16 protein-coding genes and 1 tRNA gene are annotated in these 18,346 nt (G+C 48.4%); 2 read left to right on the top strand and 15 right to left on the bottom strand.

The features are described 5' to 3' along the window. Positions 1-57 precede the first annotated feature (57 nt). From MLAB_RS05625 to MLAB_RS05575, 11 genes are all read right to left on the bottom strand, one after another. Complete coding sequence (locus tag MLAB_RS05625; protein WP_048062256.1) at positions 58-942, bottom strand: glycine betaine ABC transporter substrate-binding protein; 885 nt, start codon at positions 940-942, stop codon at positions 58-60. Positions 943-1,119: 177 nt separating this feature from the next. After that, positions 1,120-1,962 carry an ABC transporter permease gene (locus tag MLAB_RS05620; RefSeq protein ID WP_011833433.1) on the bottom strand — a complete coding sequence of 281 codons (843 nt, stop codon included), beginning with the start codon at positions 1,960-1,962 and terminating at the stop codon, positions 1,120-1,122. Next, entirely contained in the window at positions 1,962-3,203 is a 1,242-nt protein-coding gene (locus MLAB_RS05615) for a quaternary amine ABC transporter ATP-binding protein (protein ID WP_011833432.1), read from the bottom strand. The genes MLAB_RS05620 and MLAB_RS05615 overlap by 1 nt, the downstream gene beginning before the upstream one ends. Before the next feature lie 279 nt (positions 3,204-3,482). Further along, the gene (locus MLAB_RS05610; RefSeq protein WP_143702783.1) at positions 3,483-4,421 is read right to left on the bottom strand and encodes a DMT family transporter; all 939 of its coding nucleotides are present in this window, start codon (positions 4,419-4,421) and stop codon (positions 3,483-3,485) included. 216 nt (positions 4,422-4,637) lie between these two features. Then, on the bottom strand, positions 4,638-5,876 hold the full coding sequence (locus tag MLAB_RS05605) for a Coenzyme F420 hydrogenase/dehydrogenase, beta subunit C-terminal domain (RefSeq protein ID WP_011833430.1): 1,239 nt from the start codon (positions 5,874-5,876) through the stop codon (positions 4,638-4,640). Between the two features lie 2 nt (positions 5,877-5,878). Beyond that, positions 5,879-7,051 carry a molybdopterin oxidoreductase family protein gene (locus MLAB_RS05600; RefSeq protein WP_011833429.1) on the bottom strand — a complete coding sequence of 391 codons (1,173 nt, stop codon included), beginning with the start codon at positions 7,049-7,051 and terminating at the stop codon, positions 5,879-5,881. A 338-nt stretch (positions 7,052-7,389) separates the two neighbouring features. Next, positions 7,390-8,121 carry a NifB/NifX family molybdenum-iron cluster-binding protein gene (locus tag MLAB_RS09610; protein WP_083755059.1) on the bottom strand — a complete coding sequence of 244 codons (732 nt, stop codon included), beginning with the start codon at positions 8,119-8,121 and terminating at the stop codon, positions 7,390-7,392. Positions 8,122-8,205: 84 nt separating this feature from the next. Next, positions 8,206-8,808, bottom strand: coding sequence for a transglutaminase-like domain-containing protein (locus MLAB_RS05590; protein WP_011833427.1), 603 nt, complete (start codon positions 8,806-8,808; stop codon positions 8,206-8,208). Positions 8,809-8,866: 58 nt separating this feature from the next. Further along, positions 8,867-10,171, bottom strand: a complete 1,305-nt coding sequence (locus MLAB_RS05585) for an amidohydrolase (protein ID WP_011833426.1) — start codon at positions 10,169-10,171, stop codon at positions 8,867-8,869. Next, a complete protein-coding gene (locus tag MLAB_RS05580; protein ID WP_011833425.1) occupies positions 10,168-10,839 on the bottom strand; it encodes an MTAP family purine nucleoside phosphorylase in 672 nt (223 codons plus the stop codon). The genes MLAB_RS05585 and MLAB_RS05580 overlap by 4 nt, the downstream gene beginning before the upstream one ends. Positions 10,840-10,896: 57 nt before the next feature. Next, positions 10,897-11,565: a cytochrome c biogenesis CcdA family protein gene (locus MLAB_RS05575; protein ID WP_011833424.1), complete on the bottom strand. Its 669-nt coding sequence runs from the start codon at positions 11,563-11,565 to the stop codon at positions 10,897-10,899. Between the two features lie 147 nt (positions 11,566-11,712). On the opposite strand from MLAB_RS05575, the gene MLAB_RS05570 reads away from it, so the two are divergent. Continuing rightward, positions 11,713-11,784 (top strand) — tRNA-Ala (locus MLAB_RS05570). A gap of 575 nt (positions 11,785-12,359) precedes the next feature. Here MLAB_RS05570 and MLAB_RS05565 read toward each other — a convergent pair. The 3 genes from MLAB_RS05565 to MLAB_RS05555 all read right to left on the bottom strand — a co-directional run bounded on the left by MLAB_RS05565 (position 12,360) and on the right by MLAB_RS05555 (position 16,673). Next, complete coding sequence (locus MLAB_RS05565; RefSeq protein ID WP_011833423.1) at positions 12,360-14,270, bottom strand: pyridoxal phosphate-dependent decarboxylase family protein; 1,911 nt, start codon at positions 14,268-14,270, stop codon at positions 12,360-12,362. Positions 14,271-14,286: 16 nt separating this feature from the next. Next, on the bottom strand, positions 14,287-15,708 hold the full coding sequence (locus MLAB_RS05560; RefSeq protein ID WP_011833422.1) for an amino acid permease: 1,422 nt from the start codon (positions 15,706-15,708) through the stop codon (positions 14,287-14,289). Between the two features lie 146 nt (positions 15,709-15,854). Continuing rightward, a complete protein-coding gene (locus MLAB_RS05555) occupies positions 15,855-16,673 on the bottom strand; it encodes a DUF169 domain-containing protein (protein ID WP_048062062.1) in 819 nt (272 codons plus the stop codon). Between the two features lie 128 nt (positions 16,674-16,801). On the opposite strand from MLAB_RS05555, the gene MLAB_RS05550 reads away from it, so the two are divergent. Next, positions 16,802-17,449, top strand: coding sequence for a YczE/YyaS/YitT family protein (locus MLAB_RS05550; RefSeq protein ID WP_011833420.1), 648 nt, complete (start codon positions 16,802-16,804; stop codon positions 17,447-17,449). Positions 17,450-17,462: 13 nt separating this feature from the next. Here the strand turns inward: MLAB_RS05550 and MLAB_RS05545 are convergent, their stop codons facing one another. Beyond that, a complete protein-coding gene (locus MLAB_RS05545; protein WP_011833419.1) occupies positions 17,463-18,311 on the bottom strand; it encodes a glycerophosphodiester phosphodiesterase family protein in 849 nt (282 codons plus the stop codon). Positions 18,312-18,346 lie beyond the last annotated feature (35 nt).

The raw sequence follows: 18,346 nt of genomic DNA, 5'->3' as shown, positions 1-18,346 counted from the left end.
ATCTGTTGAATACGGAAATCTTCCTGCGAGAATTTTGCGTCAGAAAAAAAGAGAGATTTAGGTGGTTGTACCGTTGATCCAGTAAGTGACAGTGTCAGGATGTGCTTTGACCCATGCTTTTGCCGCATCCGTCTCGGACATGCCGCCCGCGATATCATTCATGACTGATGTGATATCTTCAGTAGTCCACTGGAATCGGCTGAGAATGCCATATGCCTCCGGGTCATCGGTCTCAAGACCAAGACGTGCAAGCGTTACGATGTCCTCAGCTCCGCCGTAGACTCCTTTCGGATCCTCAAGGAACTTGAGATCATACCGGCTGAATTTCCAGTGAGGCGACCATCCGGTTACAACGATCCACTCATTCTTGCTGATTGCTGAACCGAGTTCGGCCGCCATACCAGCACTGCTGCTGGTGACCAGAGTGTAATCGAGACCATACTCATCAATTGCCTGTTCCGTTCGGGATGTAATACCTGCTCCTGGTTCGATACCAATGATCTGGTTCCCGAACTTATCGGCAACGCTGTTCAGCTCGTCAATCGAATTGATCGTCACATATGACGGGACGACAAGACCGATGCGTGCAGCGCCCGGAATGTTTTCATTGACGTAAGCGATTTGGTCACCATAGGTTTCCCAGTAACTTTCATGCGTATAAGGCAGCCATGCAGTAGTCGTGAAATCGACATCACCTTTGGCAAGTGCCTGATACAGCGGACCTGCATCGACTGCGACCAGCGTGACATCATATCCGGCCTCTTCGAACACCTGTTTCATCACATTCGTACTGGAGATAGCACAATCCCATGTGACATATCCGATGCTTATCTCTTTAGCAGGTTCTGTTGTCTGGGATGTACATCCCGCAGTGAATAGAACGAGCATTAAGAGGAGCCCTGTAATTACGATAAGAGTTAATGTTTTTTTCTTTTGAATCATGATTTTCACCATAGAATTACCCGCCTCGTCAAAACAAGACGGGATACTTACCCCGGATAACGGGGTGCGGCAATACGCGGACAAAATGAAGGGAGATGGCTGCGGACACAGCACTGTGCACCCTTCATCATAGTTTTTTGGAGTTTCGTTTTGAGAAAGGAATAGTGAATGTCTGTCTCACTTTTTCCCGTATTTTGGAACAAGATTCTGGGTGATCCTGTCAAAGATAATTGCAAGGATAACGATAGCAAGTCCTGCTTCGAATCCCATGCCGATATCCACTCTTTGGATTCCAACCAGAACCTGATACCCGAGTCCACCCGCACCGATCATAGAGGCGATGACGGTCATCGAAAGGGCAAGCATTATACACTGATTGACCCCGGCCATGATCGTTGGAAGAGCAACCGGAAGCTGAACCTTGAACAATTTTTGTCTGGGAGTTGCGCCGAATGCATCCGCCACCTCTATCAGCTCAACGGGGACCTGCCGGATACCAAGCGTCGTGAGACGCAATGCAGGAGGCATGGCAAAAATCACCGTTGCAATGATGCCGGGTACGCTGCCGAGACCAAAGAAGATCACGGCTGGAATAAGGTACACGAATGACGGCATCGTCTGCATGAAATCGAGAATCGGACGGAGAGCCGCATTCAGCGTATCGCTCCTCGCAGCCCCGATGCCGATGGGAATCGAAAGCGCCAGTGCGATCACCGTCGCGATGAGAACAAGGACCACGGTGAGCATTGATAGATCCCAGAGGCCGAGATCCCATATCAGGACAAGGCCGAGCATCGTAAGGATCGTCATTTTGATGTCGTGACGCGTAACGAACCATACGATAACACCCGTAAGAGCGATCAGCACCGGTGCAGGTACTGCGAGGAGAATATCCTCGAGTCCATTCACAAGAACACGCAGACCATCGCTGATCGCGTCAAGCAGCCAGGAAAAATACGTCTCTATCCAGTCGACAATCGCTTCAACAGCATCGCCAATCGGGATCTTAGGTAATTCCATCAGGAATCACCTCCCTTGCGGGCAAGTGCAGCCAGGATTGATGCACGTGAGATCACGCCATGCAGTCTGCCGTTTTCATCTACAACTGCCATTGGATACTGGCTGTCGACAATCAAAGAGAGAATGTCAGAAAGCGGTGCGTCGGGTGCAACAATGGGAATATCGGTTTTGAGAATGTCCGACATGGTCTTTCCTGTTTTCACAGCACCGATGGTATCTTCTAGAGTCACGAGACCACGAAGATTTCTGTGGCGGGTGACAACAAAAATCATCGGGATATCATGTTCTTCCATCAGATGCAGCGCTACCCGCGGACCGGCAGTGCACTGGGCAACCGGCTCTGGACGGCGCATAACATCTTTTGCCGAGAGAACTCGGGTCAGGTCCACATCAGCAACGAACTTCTCGACATAGGCATTCTCTGGATTTGTCAGAATCTCTTCCGGCGTACCGATTTGCACGATCGAACCGTCTTTCATCAGAGCGATACGGGTACCGAGCTTCAGTGCCTCGTCAAGATCATGAGTTACGAAAATAATCGTTTTGCCGAGCCTCTCCTGAAGTTCCAGCAGTTCGTCCTGCATATCGCGGCGGATTAGCGGATCAAGAGCACTGAACGCTTCGTCCATCAACAAAATGTCCGGATCGCTGGTGAGTGCACGGGCAAGACCGACACGCTGTTTCATCCCGCCCGAAAGTTCTGAGGGCATACTGCTTCCGTAGCCGCCAAGACCGACCATTTCCAGGACTTTTTCGGCCCGCTGATTACGTTCTGCTTTGGGAACGCCCATGATTTCAAGACCGAACGTTACGTTGTCCAGAATATTTCTCTGCGGAAGAAGTGCAAAATTCTGGAAGATCATGCCCAGTTTGCGTCGGCGGATCAGCCGAAGTTCCTCATGATCCATGCCGATAATGTCCTCTCCGTCGATCTCAATCTCACCTTCGGTCGGATCAATAAGACGATTAATACAACGAAGAAGAGTTGATTTTCCACTGCCGGAAAGACCCATAAGGACGAAAGTCTCTCCACGCATAACCTCGAAAGAGACATTGTGCAGAGCGATCGTCGCATTGGTCTCTTCGTGAACTTCCTTTTTTGAGCGGCCCGAACGGTGAAGTTCCAGGGCTTTTTCCAGATCATGACCAAAGACTTTGGTCAGACCATGTACACGAATAATCGGCTCTGACTCAGGCGGATCTCCGCTGCAAACTATTTCAACTATAACGAAACCCTCCAACTTAGTATTTGTTGTTAATCTTTGTTAAAATGACCCATTTTCAAAAAAGCTCATTTTAAACGCGAATTGTGATTTTTCACCTAGTATGCCCCTTAATTGAAAATTCAAGCCGCAGATGTCCACAAAATCAATATTTATTGGCATTTTGCCGATTGATTTTGATATAAAACCCATATTGAGCTTAGAATTTTCAAATAACAAATGCCGAATTATAGCACACAAATATTTGATAAAAAGCAGTTGTGCGCGTAGCGCCAGATCTGCAGGATCATAGGTAAATCAGGAAGTGTCGGGAGGAGCTGATGACCGAGTCCGGCTGTTCAAAAGAACGATTGCTGCAAAAATCAGAACGACGCCGGTCATATTCAAAAGCGTCATTTGTTCATGGAAAAGGAAGATTCCGATAAGCGTTGCAACCATCGGCTCAACAAAAGCCATCACCGATGCTTTTCCTCCTTCGACATGTTTCAGACCTTTGGTGTACAGGAAATAGGGAAGTACCGTACATACTATGCTGAGGATCAGAATATACGGCAGAATTCCCGTATTTCCCAGAGAAAGCTGAACCATATTTCCAACATCGCAGAACGGAAGTATGCCGATAGCTGCAATCAGAAATGTATAAGTTGTAATGGTAATCGGATGATATTTTTTCAGAGCCACCCTTCCAAAGATCGTGTATAAGGCATATCCAAATCCGGATCCAAGCCCAATCAAAATGCCTATCTCCGTGATACTGTTGATCTGATCGCCAACAATTCCCGCAGTGAGCACACAACCGCTGAATGCCAGAATCAGAGCAATTCCTTTCTGTATCGTCATTTTTTCATGGAACAAAAACAGAGACATCAGCATCACAAAAAAAGGTGCAGTGTACAGCAGCACCGAGGCCATTGAAAGAGTCAGATACTGGATCGAGGTAAAGTAGCAGATGTTGAAAAAAACGATGCTTAGAAGTCCGGTTCCAATAAACATCCAGATATCCTTTGGAACAATCTTTAGTTTGTCTCGATCGGTGAACAGCAAACCCATAACAAGACAGAGAGCGGTCACTGCGCAGCGTGCTGCGGTTATCTGGACTGATGTAAACCCTGCTGCCTGCAACTCCCTAGTGAAAATGCCGATTGTCCCCCAGCAGACTGCAGCAAGTATGATAAGAAAAGGAGCGAGCCGGATCTCACTGACGGTTCGGCGTTTGAAAATACTTGTAGATCCCATAGGCTGACGTATCATTCTCGGTTGATGTTGATTGTTCTGAGGTATTGTCACTCACGCTACATAAAGGAGATAGAGAAGATATATGGTTCAAAGTTATTGACTGAAATGAAAGCTGTCCAAAAAAGTATGGGGAGTGGATGAATGTGCGAGGGTTGGACTGAATGAAAGCTGGTGTGCATCTCAGTTCTGTGTAAAGAATGTAGCTTTTCCTTATTTTTACTCCTTGAATACATTCTCGAAGATCATGTCCGATCCGGTATCGTTCAGACGCTGACGTTCGTCTCTCTCTTCTGCAAATGCAAGTACTGGAAGACTCATGTCGCATCCGGGGGTGTGACCGAACATCTTCTCGAGTTCAACCTGCTGAGCATGCATGTAAAGGGCGTTCGGGATCTCTGCAGGACACAATTCCTGACACTGACCGCAGTTCACGCAGGAATCGGCGATATGCGCGAATCTGATCAAATGAAACATAAAGTCGGGAGGTGTCTGCGTCTGATCGACAAGATGCGGTTTCAGTGTTGAACACTCGACACAGTAACAAATCGGGCAGTTATCGATACATGCACGGCAGGCAATACAGCGTGAAGATGACTGCATGATCTTTGTAAGGCGCTCTTTACCATCTCCAAGAGCAGAAAACTGGCTCTTCTGTGTCTTTTTGCCCATCTTCACCATGACATTCTCGATCTTGCCGCGAATCTCAAGTCCTTTCGGATCGGGGGCGCAAACATCGATCACACCGGCACTGACCGCTCCGTCGAAGACTGAAGCACCCTTTGCAGAACATACCTCAACGAATGTGGCTTTACCTGCTTTTTCGCCGAATACACCCCAGTTACCACAGGCAAGATCTGCCTGACGCGGAATTTTGGTTTCACAGCGCTGGCAGTTTGCACGGCGGCCGAGCCCTTCTTCTTCCAGTTCATCGATTTTGATGCCTTTGTGCTGACCATCTTTGGTCATCACGATAAACTGTCCCTTGTCGATCTCCTCTTTTACCACGTCATCGGGATTGATGTCGTATTTTTCGGCGATCATTGCTCGGGCGCCAGTCGGTGAAACGGACCCTCCGCAGTTGAGACCGACGGAAAAGACATTGTCCATATTGATCTGCTGGCGTTTGGCAAGTTCATAGAGTGCCTTGACATCGCAGCCTTTGACCGTGATTCCGACTTTCAGATCTTTGGCACCGTTCAGATACTTTTTGATCAGTTTCGGGAGAAGAAACGTTCCGCAGTGCAATGATCCTGCGCATGAGATAAGTTCCTCAGGATCAGTGATGAAGACCGGCTGGGGGTCATAGACATCATAGCCTTTTCTGACCGTAAGAACAACATCCACGATCTTCTTCTCCAAAGCGTACTTCAGGATAGAGATTACTGCCCCTCCGCACTCGCCTTTGATGTCAGTGGACTTTGTCCATGCATAGAACATGTCGCCTTTCTCAGACATTCTCAGGCCTCCGGGAGAAATACGCCCTCAGGCTTTGCAATCTGAGCATAGGTGATATTTGCAAATGCCGGAATTTCAGCGCCAAGGGCAGTAAAGAGTTCCTCCGGCGTGCCTGACGGGATGGTGATTCCCATTTTTCCAGCAAGATCTGCAAGGACTGCGTCAAGTGTCTTCACACCATCTGGTGAGGCGACGGCAGGTTTGACCATCTGCAGACGTCCTTCCCAGTTTGTTGCTGTCCCTTCAATTTCGTTCTGTGCGGCGATCGGCAAAATGATATCAGCTACGTCTGCCAGTGATGTCTCGGCAGAAGCCGCTACTACGGTGAGTTCGAGGATGTCCAGTTTCTGGAGAATATCGGCATAGATATCCTGTTCCATAACTGGTGTTTCGGCGACGATCACGGCAGCTTTTACACTTTCCGAAAGAGTTAGAGGTTCGATACCCATGAGGTTAGCTCCCCGCCCGTTGTTCGTATCATACAATACAGCTGTCTTGATATTGAGCGTCTCGGCAATCTTCGCAGCAGCGGAATCATTTGCCAGATAGACAACAACTGGGTGGGCGGCATTCTTTATGAGTGCGCTGAATCCGGGCGGCAACTCCGTGTATTCATCAGTTATCTCAACGGTGTCTGCCTGAATTGCTGTATAGCTCTGGGGACCTATGTAAAGGAGGCGTGCGCCGTTCTCTTTTGCCTGAATGATCCTGTTTCCTGTGAGGGGGAGGGCTTGCATAACATTGCCAAGTGCGAGGATGACATCCGCATCTTTTAGTTCATCAAGTTTTACCGTTGGAACGCCGGTCCCACCATTTACTACTCCAATGGAAGTACCTGCTGCCTGAGCAAACTTTTTCACGAGATACTGGTTCTCGTTGGTGAGACGGGCCGAGGTGATGACGATAATTTCATCAGCGGCATACTTTTTCAATTCAGCCGCTTTCCCAAGAGCAGTCTCCCAATCAGATGGTTCTCCTTTGACAAACGGTTGTTCGATCCGCGCTTCATCAAAGGCATCGGCAGCGTGAAGTCCGCGGGAACAGAGTTTGCCGGAACATACGGGAGAACGATGAGAGGGAGCAACCCCTATTGTTTTCCCATCCCGAATAACGAGATTGAGTGCACAGCCTGTACCGCAGTACGGGCATATGGTGGTCACATATTTCATCTGCATGATATTACCATAAAAACGGTCACTTTTTTCAGCATTTAATAGTGATGTTAACTAAACTAGTGTTTTCTGAAATATTGAATATTATCGGTGGGTTTATAAATTATATTTGATTTACTAAAAAATTAACGTGTTGGTGGTGTGTTAACTACGCGCGCGTGTTAATCTCTATTTGAGGTGCATGGCATCAGTGATTTATCATCGTCGTGATCATCACTAAAGATTAAGCCAGTTCTCTATTATCGGAAAAATCTGGGTTGTTGAACTGAATTTTGGGATCCGTGCCAATATCTGATTTGACACGCTTTTTTTTCAAAAAAAGAGGTTTGGAATCTTGTTATTTACATAAGAGGGGACAGTTCGTGAGCAAGATATTTTTGAAGGGCTTCGGCGATCGTGATCGGTTCTGTAAGTTCATACGCAGCTATACCTCCGGCTTTCAGTGCCGCACTAGCATTTCCTCCGCTCCGGCCGGTGATGAGGACCGATACGCCGTTGGAAGCAAGAAGCTGGACAACCTTGGGACCGACGCCGCTTTCTGCATCGGTGAAGGGGTTCTGAAATATTGAAGCAGTGTTGGCGGCAAGATTGATCACGGCAAAGTACGGGGCACGGCCGAATCTCATGTCTGCCGGAGAGTCAAGTGACGTCCCGGTCGAGCTGATGCACACAATATGGGCGGGGTGATCGTGTTCATGTTCGTGATCTTCGCCGCCGCATGCATGATCTTCGTGTGAGCAAGAACTTGTTCCGGCGGTGAGCGTCCCATTTACATAAGCCTCGGCTGCACGCCCAAGATCTCCCGAGACGCCAAGAATAACTTCTATACCATTTTCTTCAAAGAGATCAATGGCACGCGGACCCATACCCCCGGCGATGATGAGATTGACACCTTCGGCGGCAAGAAGGCGCGGGAGTTTTCCGGGTTCATGACCGGGGTTTTCCAAATCGGGCAGTCGGCTCAATTTTCCATCTTCGAGATTGAATAATGCATAGCTCATACAGTGACCAAAATGCTGGGAGACCAAACTCCCGTCCTGGGCAATGGCGATTTTTTTGATTTCCTGTGTCATAACATTAGTACACATATGCGCGAAAGTATATATAATTTTTCTTAGCGACACAATATTAGATATACATCAGAAAAAGATAAAGGGTCACTCGTGAATGTCGGGGGTTTCGGTAATTGTTTCGGGAAAGTTATCGACGACATCTTTGAGCGACGACGCCGTATCAAGCACCTGCATGGTTGCAGGATGCGGAGCGGCGTAGATCCCTTTCCAGAAATATTCATCATATTCCGTCCGGTTTTGGAATGCAAGTATTGGTGTTTCCAGAGAAAATTGTGCATCTTTCCCGTTGATATTACCGCGTGCATCCAGTTTTATCCAGCGCTTCTGCAGAAAAACAGCATTAAAACAGTGAACACAGTAACCAAGAGAATCATCACCTGCAAGGGTCAGATGCTGAAAACAGAAACCTGTCGGGATACCCTCAGACCTGAGAAGAGCGGCGAGAAGGTTTGCTTTCGCATGGCAGATACCTGTCCGAAACTTGAGAACATCGGAAGCTTTTGCCGTGATAATGTCTGCCTGTATATCAAACGAGTGGGGGATTTCATCACGGACAAACTCATAGGCCTTACGTGTTTTTTCGATATCTGAAGAAAGGTCGGAAAAAAGGTCTTCGACTTTCTCCCGTATCAGAGGGTGGGAGAAATCGATATACGGATCCTCCCTGAGGAATTTGTGCATATCCATTTTTTGTAGAATTAGGAAAGCGAATCTTGATCGTAAAAGCTTTTCAAAAATGGCCTTGTTAGGGTGCGGTCGCCCGCCTAACAAGGTCAAAGGCGACCGATCCCGCCTTTTCCATGATCTCTTCCGCACCAGGGATGATACCGTCATGCATCAGAATCACACCATCGCAGATCGTCGTCGAGACGGCAAGACCGCTCGTTGCATACACGGCATTTGAATCTGTGTTGAATGCAGGTACATTCAGCGGATTTCGTCCAACAAGGACCAGATCTGCAAGATGGCCCGGAGCGATCACTCCTGCATTGAGACCCAATGCATTTGCCCCGTTAGGCGAGGCGATTTTCAGCGCATCGGCTGCCGGCATCACGGTCGGATCGTTCCAGAAGAACTTCTGCAGGATTGCCGCAGTTTTCATCTCACTGAACATATCCAGATCATTATTCGAGGAAGCTCCATCCGTTCCAAGAGCCACATTCACGCCGGCTGCTTTCATCTCCGGATAGGGAAGAGCACGGTTTCCGGCGAGTTTCATATTGCTGATCGGGTTATGGACGGCGGTCACTCCTCTCTTTGCCAGAAGAGAAATGTCGTCAGCATCAAGCCAGCAGCAGTGTGCCGCTATGCACTGCTCGGACAAGACACCACAGTGATCCAGCCATGCCGGAGGTCTCATGCCGTGGGCTGCAACACAGTCAGTGACCTCCTGTTCGGTCTCGGAAAGATGTACATGCAGGGGAATATTCTCCTTTTTGGCAAACTCTGAACACCAGGTCAAACCCTCTTTTGAAACGGTATAGACCGCATGGGGGGAAACGCCGGGCATGACCCGTGGATTGTTCATATTTTTGATATTTTTGACCGTCGACTCCATGACACGGGCTTCCGACTCGAACTTCGCATGGTCCCCGCCGTCGATCATGCAGTAAGAAAGACATGCTCTGATGCCGGATTCATCAACGGCACGGGCGATCTGCTCCATTTTAAAATACATGTCGTTGAAGGTCGTGGTTCCGGTACGGATCATTTCCAGGCAGGCGAGTTTCGCGCCCCAGTAGATATCATCCTCGGTGAGATGTGCCTCTGTCGGCCAGATCTTGGTGGAAAGCCACTCGAAGAGCTGCATGTCATCCGAATAGCCGCGAAGCAGACCCATTGGCGAGTGGGTGTGCATATTGATCATGCCGGGAAGTGCTGTTGCCCCGTCACCATCGATTATGAACTCGGCGTCGTGATCGGTGATTTTTTCTCCGACCGCTCCGATCATTCCTGTACCGTCGAGGTAGATCTCCTGTATTTTTCCATTCAGGCTGACGTTTCTGATGAGAACAGGGACCTGTTTTCCAAAGATGTCTGTGTCTGTCATGCGAGTTTTTCCACGATTTTTGTTATGATATCCGTTATCCGTTCGCCGTTTCTTCGGGCAATGGCGACGATTTCGTCATACTCCGGGGCCGATGCCCCCCCGATGCCGTTTGCATAGTTGTCCACGGTGCAGAGAGCGGCACAGGGGATCCCAAGCTCGTTTGCGAGGGTAAGTTCGCTTGCAGCAGTCATACCGACCACATCGGTGTCCCCCGCAAAGCAGGCGATCTCCGCCCGGGTTTCGAATCGGGGACCAAGCGTCTGAAAGTAGGTGCCGGGTTTTGCCTCCGGAACGATTCGGACGAGCTCTTCCCTTAGACCAGGGTTGATCGACGGGGGAATGTGATAGATGTCGTTGTCGTGCAGGCTTGGAATATCCCAGGGACTGAATGAGTCATCAGGAATAACGATGCTCCCCGGAGGAAGATCATCATGCATACTGCCGGTCGAGCCGATAACGATGAGTTTATCAACGCCGAGGATTTTCATGGCGGCCAGGTGTGCACGGTGATTGACCCGGTGAGGAGGGGTGTCGTTTTGATGGCGGCTGATAAAGACGATTCTACCGACGTGAGCCTGGACTGAGCCGAATGGTGTTGATACACGGATTTTTTCCAGAGGGGGCAGGCGTGCCTGCAGAAGAGCCGTCCCCCCAATGATACCTAACATTGTCAGAGTTATTATTTTCCGTCGAAGATATATAAGAGTCGGTTCAATCGCGTGATTTTAGAGGAAGGCAAGGAAAATAAAGTAAATGCCGATCAGAATGATTCCTATCCCGATGATGATATCGATGGTGTTCCCGCTGATTTTTGTGACCGTGCGGATCTTCTGACCAAAGGAACCGCCGATCGAGCTGAGAATAACCAATGGAATGCTGAGACCGACTGCATAGATGAAGATGGTGAGAAGTCCCTGAAGCGGGGTTTGGTAGAGGGCAATGTAGGTGAGAACGATGATGAGCATCGGAGCGCCGCGGCCGACGGTGATCACGCCAAATGAAAGACCGAGAAGAAATGCGCCGACGATAGTATAGGCATTTAGGAGACGAAAACGGTTGAAGATGCGTCGAATTGGCGGCTTATAGAGATGGAGGAGCTGAAGTCCCATCGCGATCATAAGAATGCCGCCCAGAATCCAGGCTATCGAACTGTTGAGATAGAGGATATACTCGCCGAGGAATCCGGCAAGGAAGCCTAACGGAAGAAGGGTAAGAATCGTACCTACACAGAAGGCAAGAACGAGTTTGAGTATTGTCGGGAGGGTTAGAGTTGTTTTACCGCTGGTAAGATAACCAATGAGCCCAAGGCAGATCACACTATTGCACGGACAAATGCCTGCGAGAAGCCCGAAGATAAAAATACCTGTTAGAGATGGATCGAATACAGCGGTCATGTCTCTGGTATGTATGAAGTGTGTGCTGAAGCATTATTGTTTTGGCGATCCAATGATGAAATCCGAGAGGATTTTTTGGCGAAGAAAGCAACATCTTTTTATTCACATCTGCCCTATTGGTTAAGGCACATATTATGTGTGTTCGTTGGGCCGGTAGATCAGTGGTAGATCGCGTCCTTGGCATGGACGAGGCCGCGGGTTCAATTTCCGCCCGGTCCACTCCTTTTTCAGATTTTTGTGTTAGTAGTAATGGCGTATTTCTCTGTCATATTTTAAAATAGGACTTACGCGGTGTTGGTGTGGTTGGATACGGAAAAGAACCGCGAATCTCCGCGAATTAACGCAAATCGCATTTTCCTTACGTTCGGCTGCTCTGCTCCGGCTGATCGCCTGCGCAGAATCGCACCCTCTCTTGAAAAATGCTGTAGGAAAAACCCGCGTGCGGGTTTTTCTGTTGTTTCATTATTTTTCGATTACACAAATAGAGAAGTTAACTGAGAGAAAAACCGGCACGCCGGTTTTTCCGATAGCATTTTTCCAGCCGGCGTGCGATTCCTGCGTAGGCGATCAGCCGAAGCAGAGCACGACAGCGCAAGAAAAATGCGATTCGCGTTAATTCGCGGAGATTCGCGGTTAAATAAATTCAGGTTTCCACACCCAGCCGTATCCTTCCCAAATTGGATTGAGAGCACACCGAGTAAGTCCTATTAAAAATAACAGATCGGGCCACTCACTCATTTGCATGAGAAAAAATACATAATGCCCCGGTCATGGAAAAACCGGGTCAGATATTCTCAGCACTTTCCATCGCCGGCAATTGCCGCAGCAAGCTTTTCCTTGAGGATTGCAAGGAGCCCATCCCACAGGACGTCGAAATGCACATTGTGGGAAACGAACGGATTGAGCAGGCAGACTCTAAGCACATACACCGATCCGACACGATCCCATTCTGCCGTTGGGACCCCGAGGCGCTTCACGAAGTTTCTTGGAGCGTCGCCGTAGTCTTCCCGTGCGAGAGCAGTTTTTGAGGTGATCCAGTCGTTTTTATACACCGGCCCGCTGACATAGGAGGATTCGTTATAGATTTTTTCGTTCAGAGCATTCATGGCATCCAGATCGGTATTTCCTACCTCATTAAACGCCATGCACACGATATTGAAGTCAGGTTTTCCTGCAAGAGTTTCGACCTGGAATTTCCGGTCATTGACCGTAATATACTTCGTCGTTGTCAGAGCATTGGACAGCATCTGTGCTCCTTCAATACTCCGGCCGATGATTCTTCCGTAACCGGTTACGTTCAGCGGGATCAGTCTGTGCGTTGCCCAGACGGCGGCGGCCGTGGCACCGGCCTTTGATCCTTCCATAATATAACTGCCAAGCAGAGTTGGTGAATCCTCTCCCGATTCAAAGACATAGGCGGCAAAATACGAGATAAGATCAAGAATACGCCTGTCCTTTATGGTAATTCCTCCGGCTGAATAGGGAATATATCCCATCTTATGCGGATCGATGGTGATCGAATCCGCAGCCGGGATTGCCTTGTATGCTTCATAAATCTCTCTCTGCGGGTATTCGGTTTCATGTATGAATATCCCGTCAGCGCTGAGGCGTTCTTTCACTTCATCGTACTCCATGAAACGATTCTGCTCATCAAGGTAAAGAGCACGTGAATAGCCGCCGTAGGCTGCGTCGATATGGAAGTAGAAGTTGATACCCTGTTTTTCATACTCGGCCCGTAATTCTACGATCCTGTCGACCTCATCAATAGCTCCTTCTTCGGTTGTTCCAACAACGGCCACGACTGCCATAATCGGGATCTTTCGTGCGATGTGATCGTCGATGATGCTTTTCAGCGTGTCGATATCCATGTGGTAGTGGTCATTTACCTGCACCTGGATCAGATTCTTGTTTCCAATCCCGAGAACATCGGCAGCCTTCACCCATGAATAATGTTTGGACTGCGGGACCAGGACAACACCAAGGCTACCGTCGCCTGCCCCAATACCTCGGGCACTTTCGTTTCTTACTTCATCGAAGCAGCCGGCCTCCTTCACTTTCCCGATAAGGTCAAGCACCTGTGTGGTGCTCATGTTCATGATCTGCCAGTCGTCAAGTCCCGGAACAAGATCGGGCCGTATCTTTTTGACTGCGGGAGGGAACGATTTGAGATTGCGTGCCATCCACATACCTTCGTAATTTGCGATCGTGCCGTCGGTGGTGATATGACCCCATGACTGTTCAGGGTCAAAACCGAGCATGGTTGCCATGTCTTTGCCGGCTTCGATTTCCATCGGTGTCGTCGCAGTTGATGCTTCGTAGGCTACGTTGTTTGGATTGTAGAGAATGGTCGCCATATACGCAAGGTTAGCCACCATCAGCGTATCGGAATTCATGTGACCGAGATATCTGGATGAAAACCAGGGCATCGAGGTTTCTTTGAGTTTGTTCGACAGCTGCATCAAAACATCGGATGTACGGTCGAGTGTCGTCAGATATTCCTCGCTTCGCATCTCTTTCGCCGTCGAAACCATCCGGTCTTCCGGATGGAAATCGCTTCTCCAGTGCATGTGCTCATCCATCAGGAAGTTGAGCATGTTCTTGAAATACTCGCGGTTTTCAGATTTCGGCCCGAGGAAGAGAGCCTTCACTTTGAGAGCATCTTCGGCTGCACAGGGGGATGTGTTGGTTTTTTCCGTGTTTGTCATACTAATTTCTCCGTATTTACTCTTTGGTCTCCGGCTGATTTACTTTCCATTCAGGCTTTTTGAATGCATAAATGATTAAAGGTATGGCTGCGACGACAACCGTTCCAATAATCATGAATGCCACAAAACCGGCTCCTTCCGAGATCTGGGTTGGCGGCAGCATCGCGACGACGAAAAGGATTGCCATCATCACAAATCCAAATCCTCCAACTAGCCACATGCCGGCCTTTCCGCCAGGGATCTTAAACGCCCTTGGAACGTCCGGACGCGTGTATCTGAGTCTGATTGCAGCAGCATACATCAGGAAATACATGACGATGTATACGGTGGTCGTCAGAGCAAAGAGCATCCAGAACGAACTGTTAACTCCCCCGGGAGCAAGAGCGTAAACGGCGCCCCAGAACGTGATGAGAATTCCCTGAAGGATAAGCATGTTTACCGGGATGTCGTTTTTGTTCGTCTTCTGAAGAACGGGAGGCAGAGTTCCTTCTTTTGCTGTCGCAAAAAGACCTCTGACCGGCCCTAAGATCCAGGTAGACACCTGACCGATCGCGCCAATCGCAATGAGCAGAGCGATGATCAGTACCACCCATGAGAACGGACCCGCAAAAATAACTTCAAAGGTCTGCATAATGCCTGCAAGAAGGTTGATGTTGTCTGCCGGTACGAGTAAGGCAACGATCATGGCCCCGACAATGCTTATTGCTGTGATGACTAAGCCGACGACAAATATGCCGAGAGGATAATTTTTCTTGACATTGCTGATATCCTGTGCATGACTTGCGGTCATCTCTATACCTATGAACAGGAAAACGAAGGTTACCAGCATCACCAGATTGGAAAGCGATGAAAAGTTAGGTATGAGATCCGTTACCGTCGGCTGGAGGGTTAACTGGACGGGGTTTCCGGAAAAGATGTACCATGCTCCGCCGATGAGAAGGATTGCCGCCGGAATGAATGTTCCCAGGACAACGGAGATCGAACTGATTCTGGTATAAGCTTTGAGACCCCTGAGGTTCAGGAACGTCAGGCCCCACCAGATAACAACAATGAAAATGAACAGATATAACTTGTTGTTTGCAAGCTCCGGGTTAATGATGTAAGAGAATGTTGCCGCGATGAAGGTCAGGACACTGATAAATCCGATCGTCATCTGGAACCACTGCAGCCAAATGGCGGTAAAACCCCATTTTTCTCCAAATGCCTCTTTTACCCACACATAGACACCACCTTCCTGCGGCCATCCGGTAGCTAGTTCAGCAGAAACTAGGGATGCAGGAATCAGGTATACGATAAAAGCAAGGAGGCAGAAAAAGATTGACTGCCAGCCCACCACACTTTGCGATGGGAAGGTACGCATGCTCATAATGGCTGCGAACGTAATCAGGATAAACGCAGTTAATGATAACTTATAGCTTACCGAAGGTTTTGTTGCCATAATACTTCCTTAAAGCAGTGTATGGGAACGCAGGGTTGATAAATCTTTTTTTGGGAATAACTATTTTTTCAGACATTCTGAGGATCATGCCCTGCAAAAATGAGAAATATCGTCGTTCTTTTCAACATTCATGAAGGGTGTATATGTTATTCCTTAAACTTCTCCCATGTCATCGTCTGGAAAAAACTCTTCGGCGCCGCTTCTTCCATGGCAAGAAACATGTTCCAGGGAACACTGTAGGTCATATACTCATTCGGGATAACATTTCGACAGTGCCCGCGGCCGGCAAGATCAGTCATACCTAGAACTGCATTTGGAACCTCCTTTTTTGACTCCTGCAGAACTTTGCTCCCGAGTGCCTGACATGCCGAGATCCGTGACGAAGCGGTAAGTCCGTTCCCACCTGGAAGTGAACCCGCAAGATGCATCAATGCCGCAAGTTCGACCGGATTCACGGTAAAGATTACCGAAACGGGAACTTCTCCCTCAACAAGATCCTCTAGCGGCTTAAACACAGCATATTTCCCGCTGATTTCCGGTATAGCCGTGATTTCATCATCGATGAACTTTTTTGCCGTCTCGCTGTCCACATGCATCCGCTCACCCTCCAAAAACTTTCTCCGGGATTTTTCCGGCATCCGATCACAAAATTTCTGATACGTTTCCGGGTCCTTCGCCGATTCAAGACCATACGAGAAAAACGCCGCAAACGTATCAACGCCTCCGGGTGATGCTGCATAACTATTCCCAAAACAGAGACCTGCCGCTGCTCCGGCACAAAGACATGTTTCTTTGGTGAAAACTGCTGTCTTTCGATCCCGGATAACATGCGAGATAAAACCCATCACACAGCCTCTTCGTGCCCCCTCCTTCGGCGAGATCGCGTTCGAAGGATACGTATCCGTCCGAAGAAACACGATCGGTCGAAATGCTCCCCCTAACTCATCTGTAGTAGTACTTTCCATATGGTAACATTGCTACCTGACGGATAATATCTATTCCCCTGTCGGCACGGGAATTCAACTTCGTTACACCGATCATCCCGTCCCGCATAAATACCAGACCACCCAATCTATATCAACTTCTGCGCATCATGAAAAAAGAAACAGCCACACGGATAACCGTGATGATCCTCGGCCTTTTTATCATGTCGCTTGGGATTGCGTGTTCCACGAAAGCAGGTCTTGGAACAACACCCATATCTTGCGTGCCCTATGTTCTGAGTCAAGGATTTCACCTTTCATTTGGGACGTTCACCTTTCTCATGAACAGTTTGTTTGTTGTTTTTGAGTATTTCCTGCTGAAAGACAAATTTGAAACATATCAGTGGCTGCAGATCCCTCTCATATTCGTCTTCAGCGTATTCACGGATCTCTCGATGATCCTCGTCAATGATCTCATCATCACCGGCTATATATTTCAGTGGATTTTCTGTCTCATGAGCTGCGTTCTGGTTGCTTTCGGTATTTCCCTTCTGTTGAAAGCAAACCTTCTGATGATGGCAGGAGATGCTCTTGTCAGAGCAATATCCGAGGTCACAAAGATTCAGTTCGGCTATGTCAAAGTAGGATTCGACAGCACAATGGTACTGACTGCCGTTCTTGTCTCATGGGTGATGTTTGCCGATCTGGTCGGGGTGCGGGAAGGAACCGTCGCGGCGGCCATTCTTGTTGGTCTTATTGTCAAGTTCTTTGTTCCAAGACTTGGATGCCTTGACCGGATATTCACGAGAAAAACGTAATGGATCCTCAGGATTAAGGCAGAAACGAGTCGAAAATAATCACATCGAAAGATGACACTGCCGTATCCAATTCTTTTTTACTGCGGATCGTCCAACCGACTTTGACAATGCCGAATAATTTTGTGCATATCCTATAGGACGGTTGATCCTTGTATCGAATATTGTAGGCAATAAAATCCGGTCTGATAAAAAAATTCATCAGACAATTCGTCAGAACGAATTTCTCGAGGAATGTCAGTTTCGGCGGTTCTCCGCATGCAAGTGATGCCAGTTCCTTTCGATAATCCGTGCTTAAAAAGCCACGCAGGTACTCAGGCCGATTGATCCAGAACCACCGAACGATCATGGGATTGAACGATTCGATACCAAATACCCCGTTATATGTGTCAAGGCACGCCGCAGTTCTTTCGCACAGTCCCGCATACTCGGAGGCAGAGGCGTTTTTCAACTCGATGACAAGAGGAACTGTTCCGTTTACCAGAGATAAGACGTCGGATAATTTGGGTATTTTTTCGTCCGAGTGAAATAACCGGTATTCCTGAAGCCTCTCGTATGTACAATCAGAAATCTGCGTGTCGACTTTCGATGAACGGCGCAGATTATCATCATGAAGAACGATCACCTCATTGTCTTTTGTCAGCTGCACATCCAGTTCGATCCCGTAGCCGGCATCGACCGCTTTTTGAAATGCAGGAAGCGAGTTTTCCGGAGCCGCGGTCGTATTATCGAATAATCCCCTGTGTGCAATGAAGTATTGTGTAAAGACCAGCATTCGTTCCTTTCTGGTTTTCCCGGGGTAAAGTAAAAAAAGATACAGACTGGCGGCTGCGATAAGGATTATGAGGACATATACAATGATCATGACGTTTGGGTTTTCTGCTGGTTATTGCGTGCGGC

This window comes from Methanocorpusculum labreanum Z (assembly GCF_000015765.1).
Classification (GTDB): domain Archaea; phylum Halobacteriota; class Methanomicrobia; order Methanomicrobiales; family Methanocorpusculaceae; genus Methanocorpusculum; species Methanocorpusculum labreanum.
Note: the sequence above shows the minus strand (reverse complement) of the source record. Positions and strands in the feature narration are given on the sequence as shown.

Excerpts from the sequence above, each read along its gene's own strand:
- MLAB_RS05575 (WP_011833424.1), bottom strand. The coding sequence starts at position 11,565 with ATGACCGCTGTATTCGATCCATCTCTAACAGGTATTTTTATCTTCGGG.
- MLAB_RS05585 (WP_011833426.1), bottom strand. The coding sequence starts at position 10,171 with ATGACAGACACAGACATCTTTGGAAAACAGGTCCCTGTTCTCATCAGA.
- MLAB_RS05590 (WP_011833427.1), bottom strand. The coding sequence starts at position 8,808 with ATGGATATGCACAAATTCCTCAGGGAGGATCCGTATATCGATTTCTCC.
- MLAB_RS05625 (WP_048062256.1), bottom strand. The coding sequence starts at position 942 with ATGATTCAAAAGAAAAAAACATTAACTCTTATCGTAATTACAGGGCTC.
- MLAB_RS05610 (WP_143702783.1), bottom strand. The coding sequence starts at position 4,421 with ATGGGATCTACAAGTATTTTCAAACGCCGAACCGTCAGTGAGATCCGG.
- MLAB_RS05605 (WP_011833430.1), bottom strand. The coding sequence starts at position 5,876 with ATGTCTGAGAAAGGCGACATGTTCTATGCATGGACAAAGTCCACTGAC.
- MLAB_RS05600 (WP_011833429.1), bottom strand. The coding sequence starts at position 7,051 with ATGCAGATGAAATATGTGACCACCATATGCCCGTACTGCGGTACAGGC.
- MLAB_RS05580 (WP_011833425.1), bottom strand. The coding sequence starts at position 10,839 with ATGTTAGGTATCATTGGGGGGACGGCTCTTCTGCAGGCACGCCTGCCC.
- MLAB_RS09610 (WP_083755059.1), bottom strand. The coding sequence starts at position 8,121 with ATGACACAGGAAATCAAAAAAATCGCCATTGCCCAGGACGGGAGTTTG.
- MLAB_RS05545 (WP_011833419.1), bottom strand. The coding sequence starts at position 18,311 with ATGATCATTGTATATGTCCTCATAATCCTTATCGCAGCCGCCAGTCTG.
- MLAB_RS05560 (WP_011833422.1), bottom strand. The coding sequence starts at position 15,708 with ATGGCAACAAAACCTTCGGTAAGCTATAAGTTATCATTAACTGCGTTT.
- MLAB_RS05550 (WP_011833420.1), top strand. The coding sequence starts at position 16,802 with ATGAAAAAAGAAACAGCCACACGGATAACCGTGATGATCCTCGGCCTT.
- MLAB_RS05555 (WP_048062062.1), bottom strand. The coding sequence starts at position 16,673 with ATGGAAAGTACTACTACAGATGAGTTAGGGGGAGCATTTCGACCGATC.
- MLAB_RS05620 (WP_011833433.1), bottom strand. The coding sequence starts at position 1,962 with ATGGAATTACCTAAGATCCCGATTGGCGATGCTGTTGAAGCGATTGTC.
- MLAB_RS05565 (WP_011833423.1), bottom strand. The coding sequence starts at position 14,270 with ATGACAAACACGGAAAAAACCAACACATCCCCCTGTGCAGCCGAAGAT.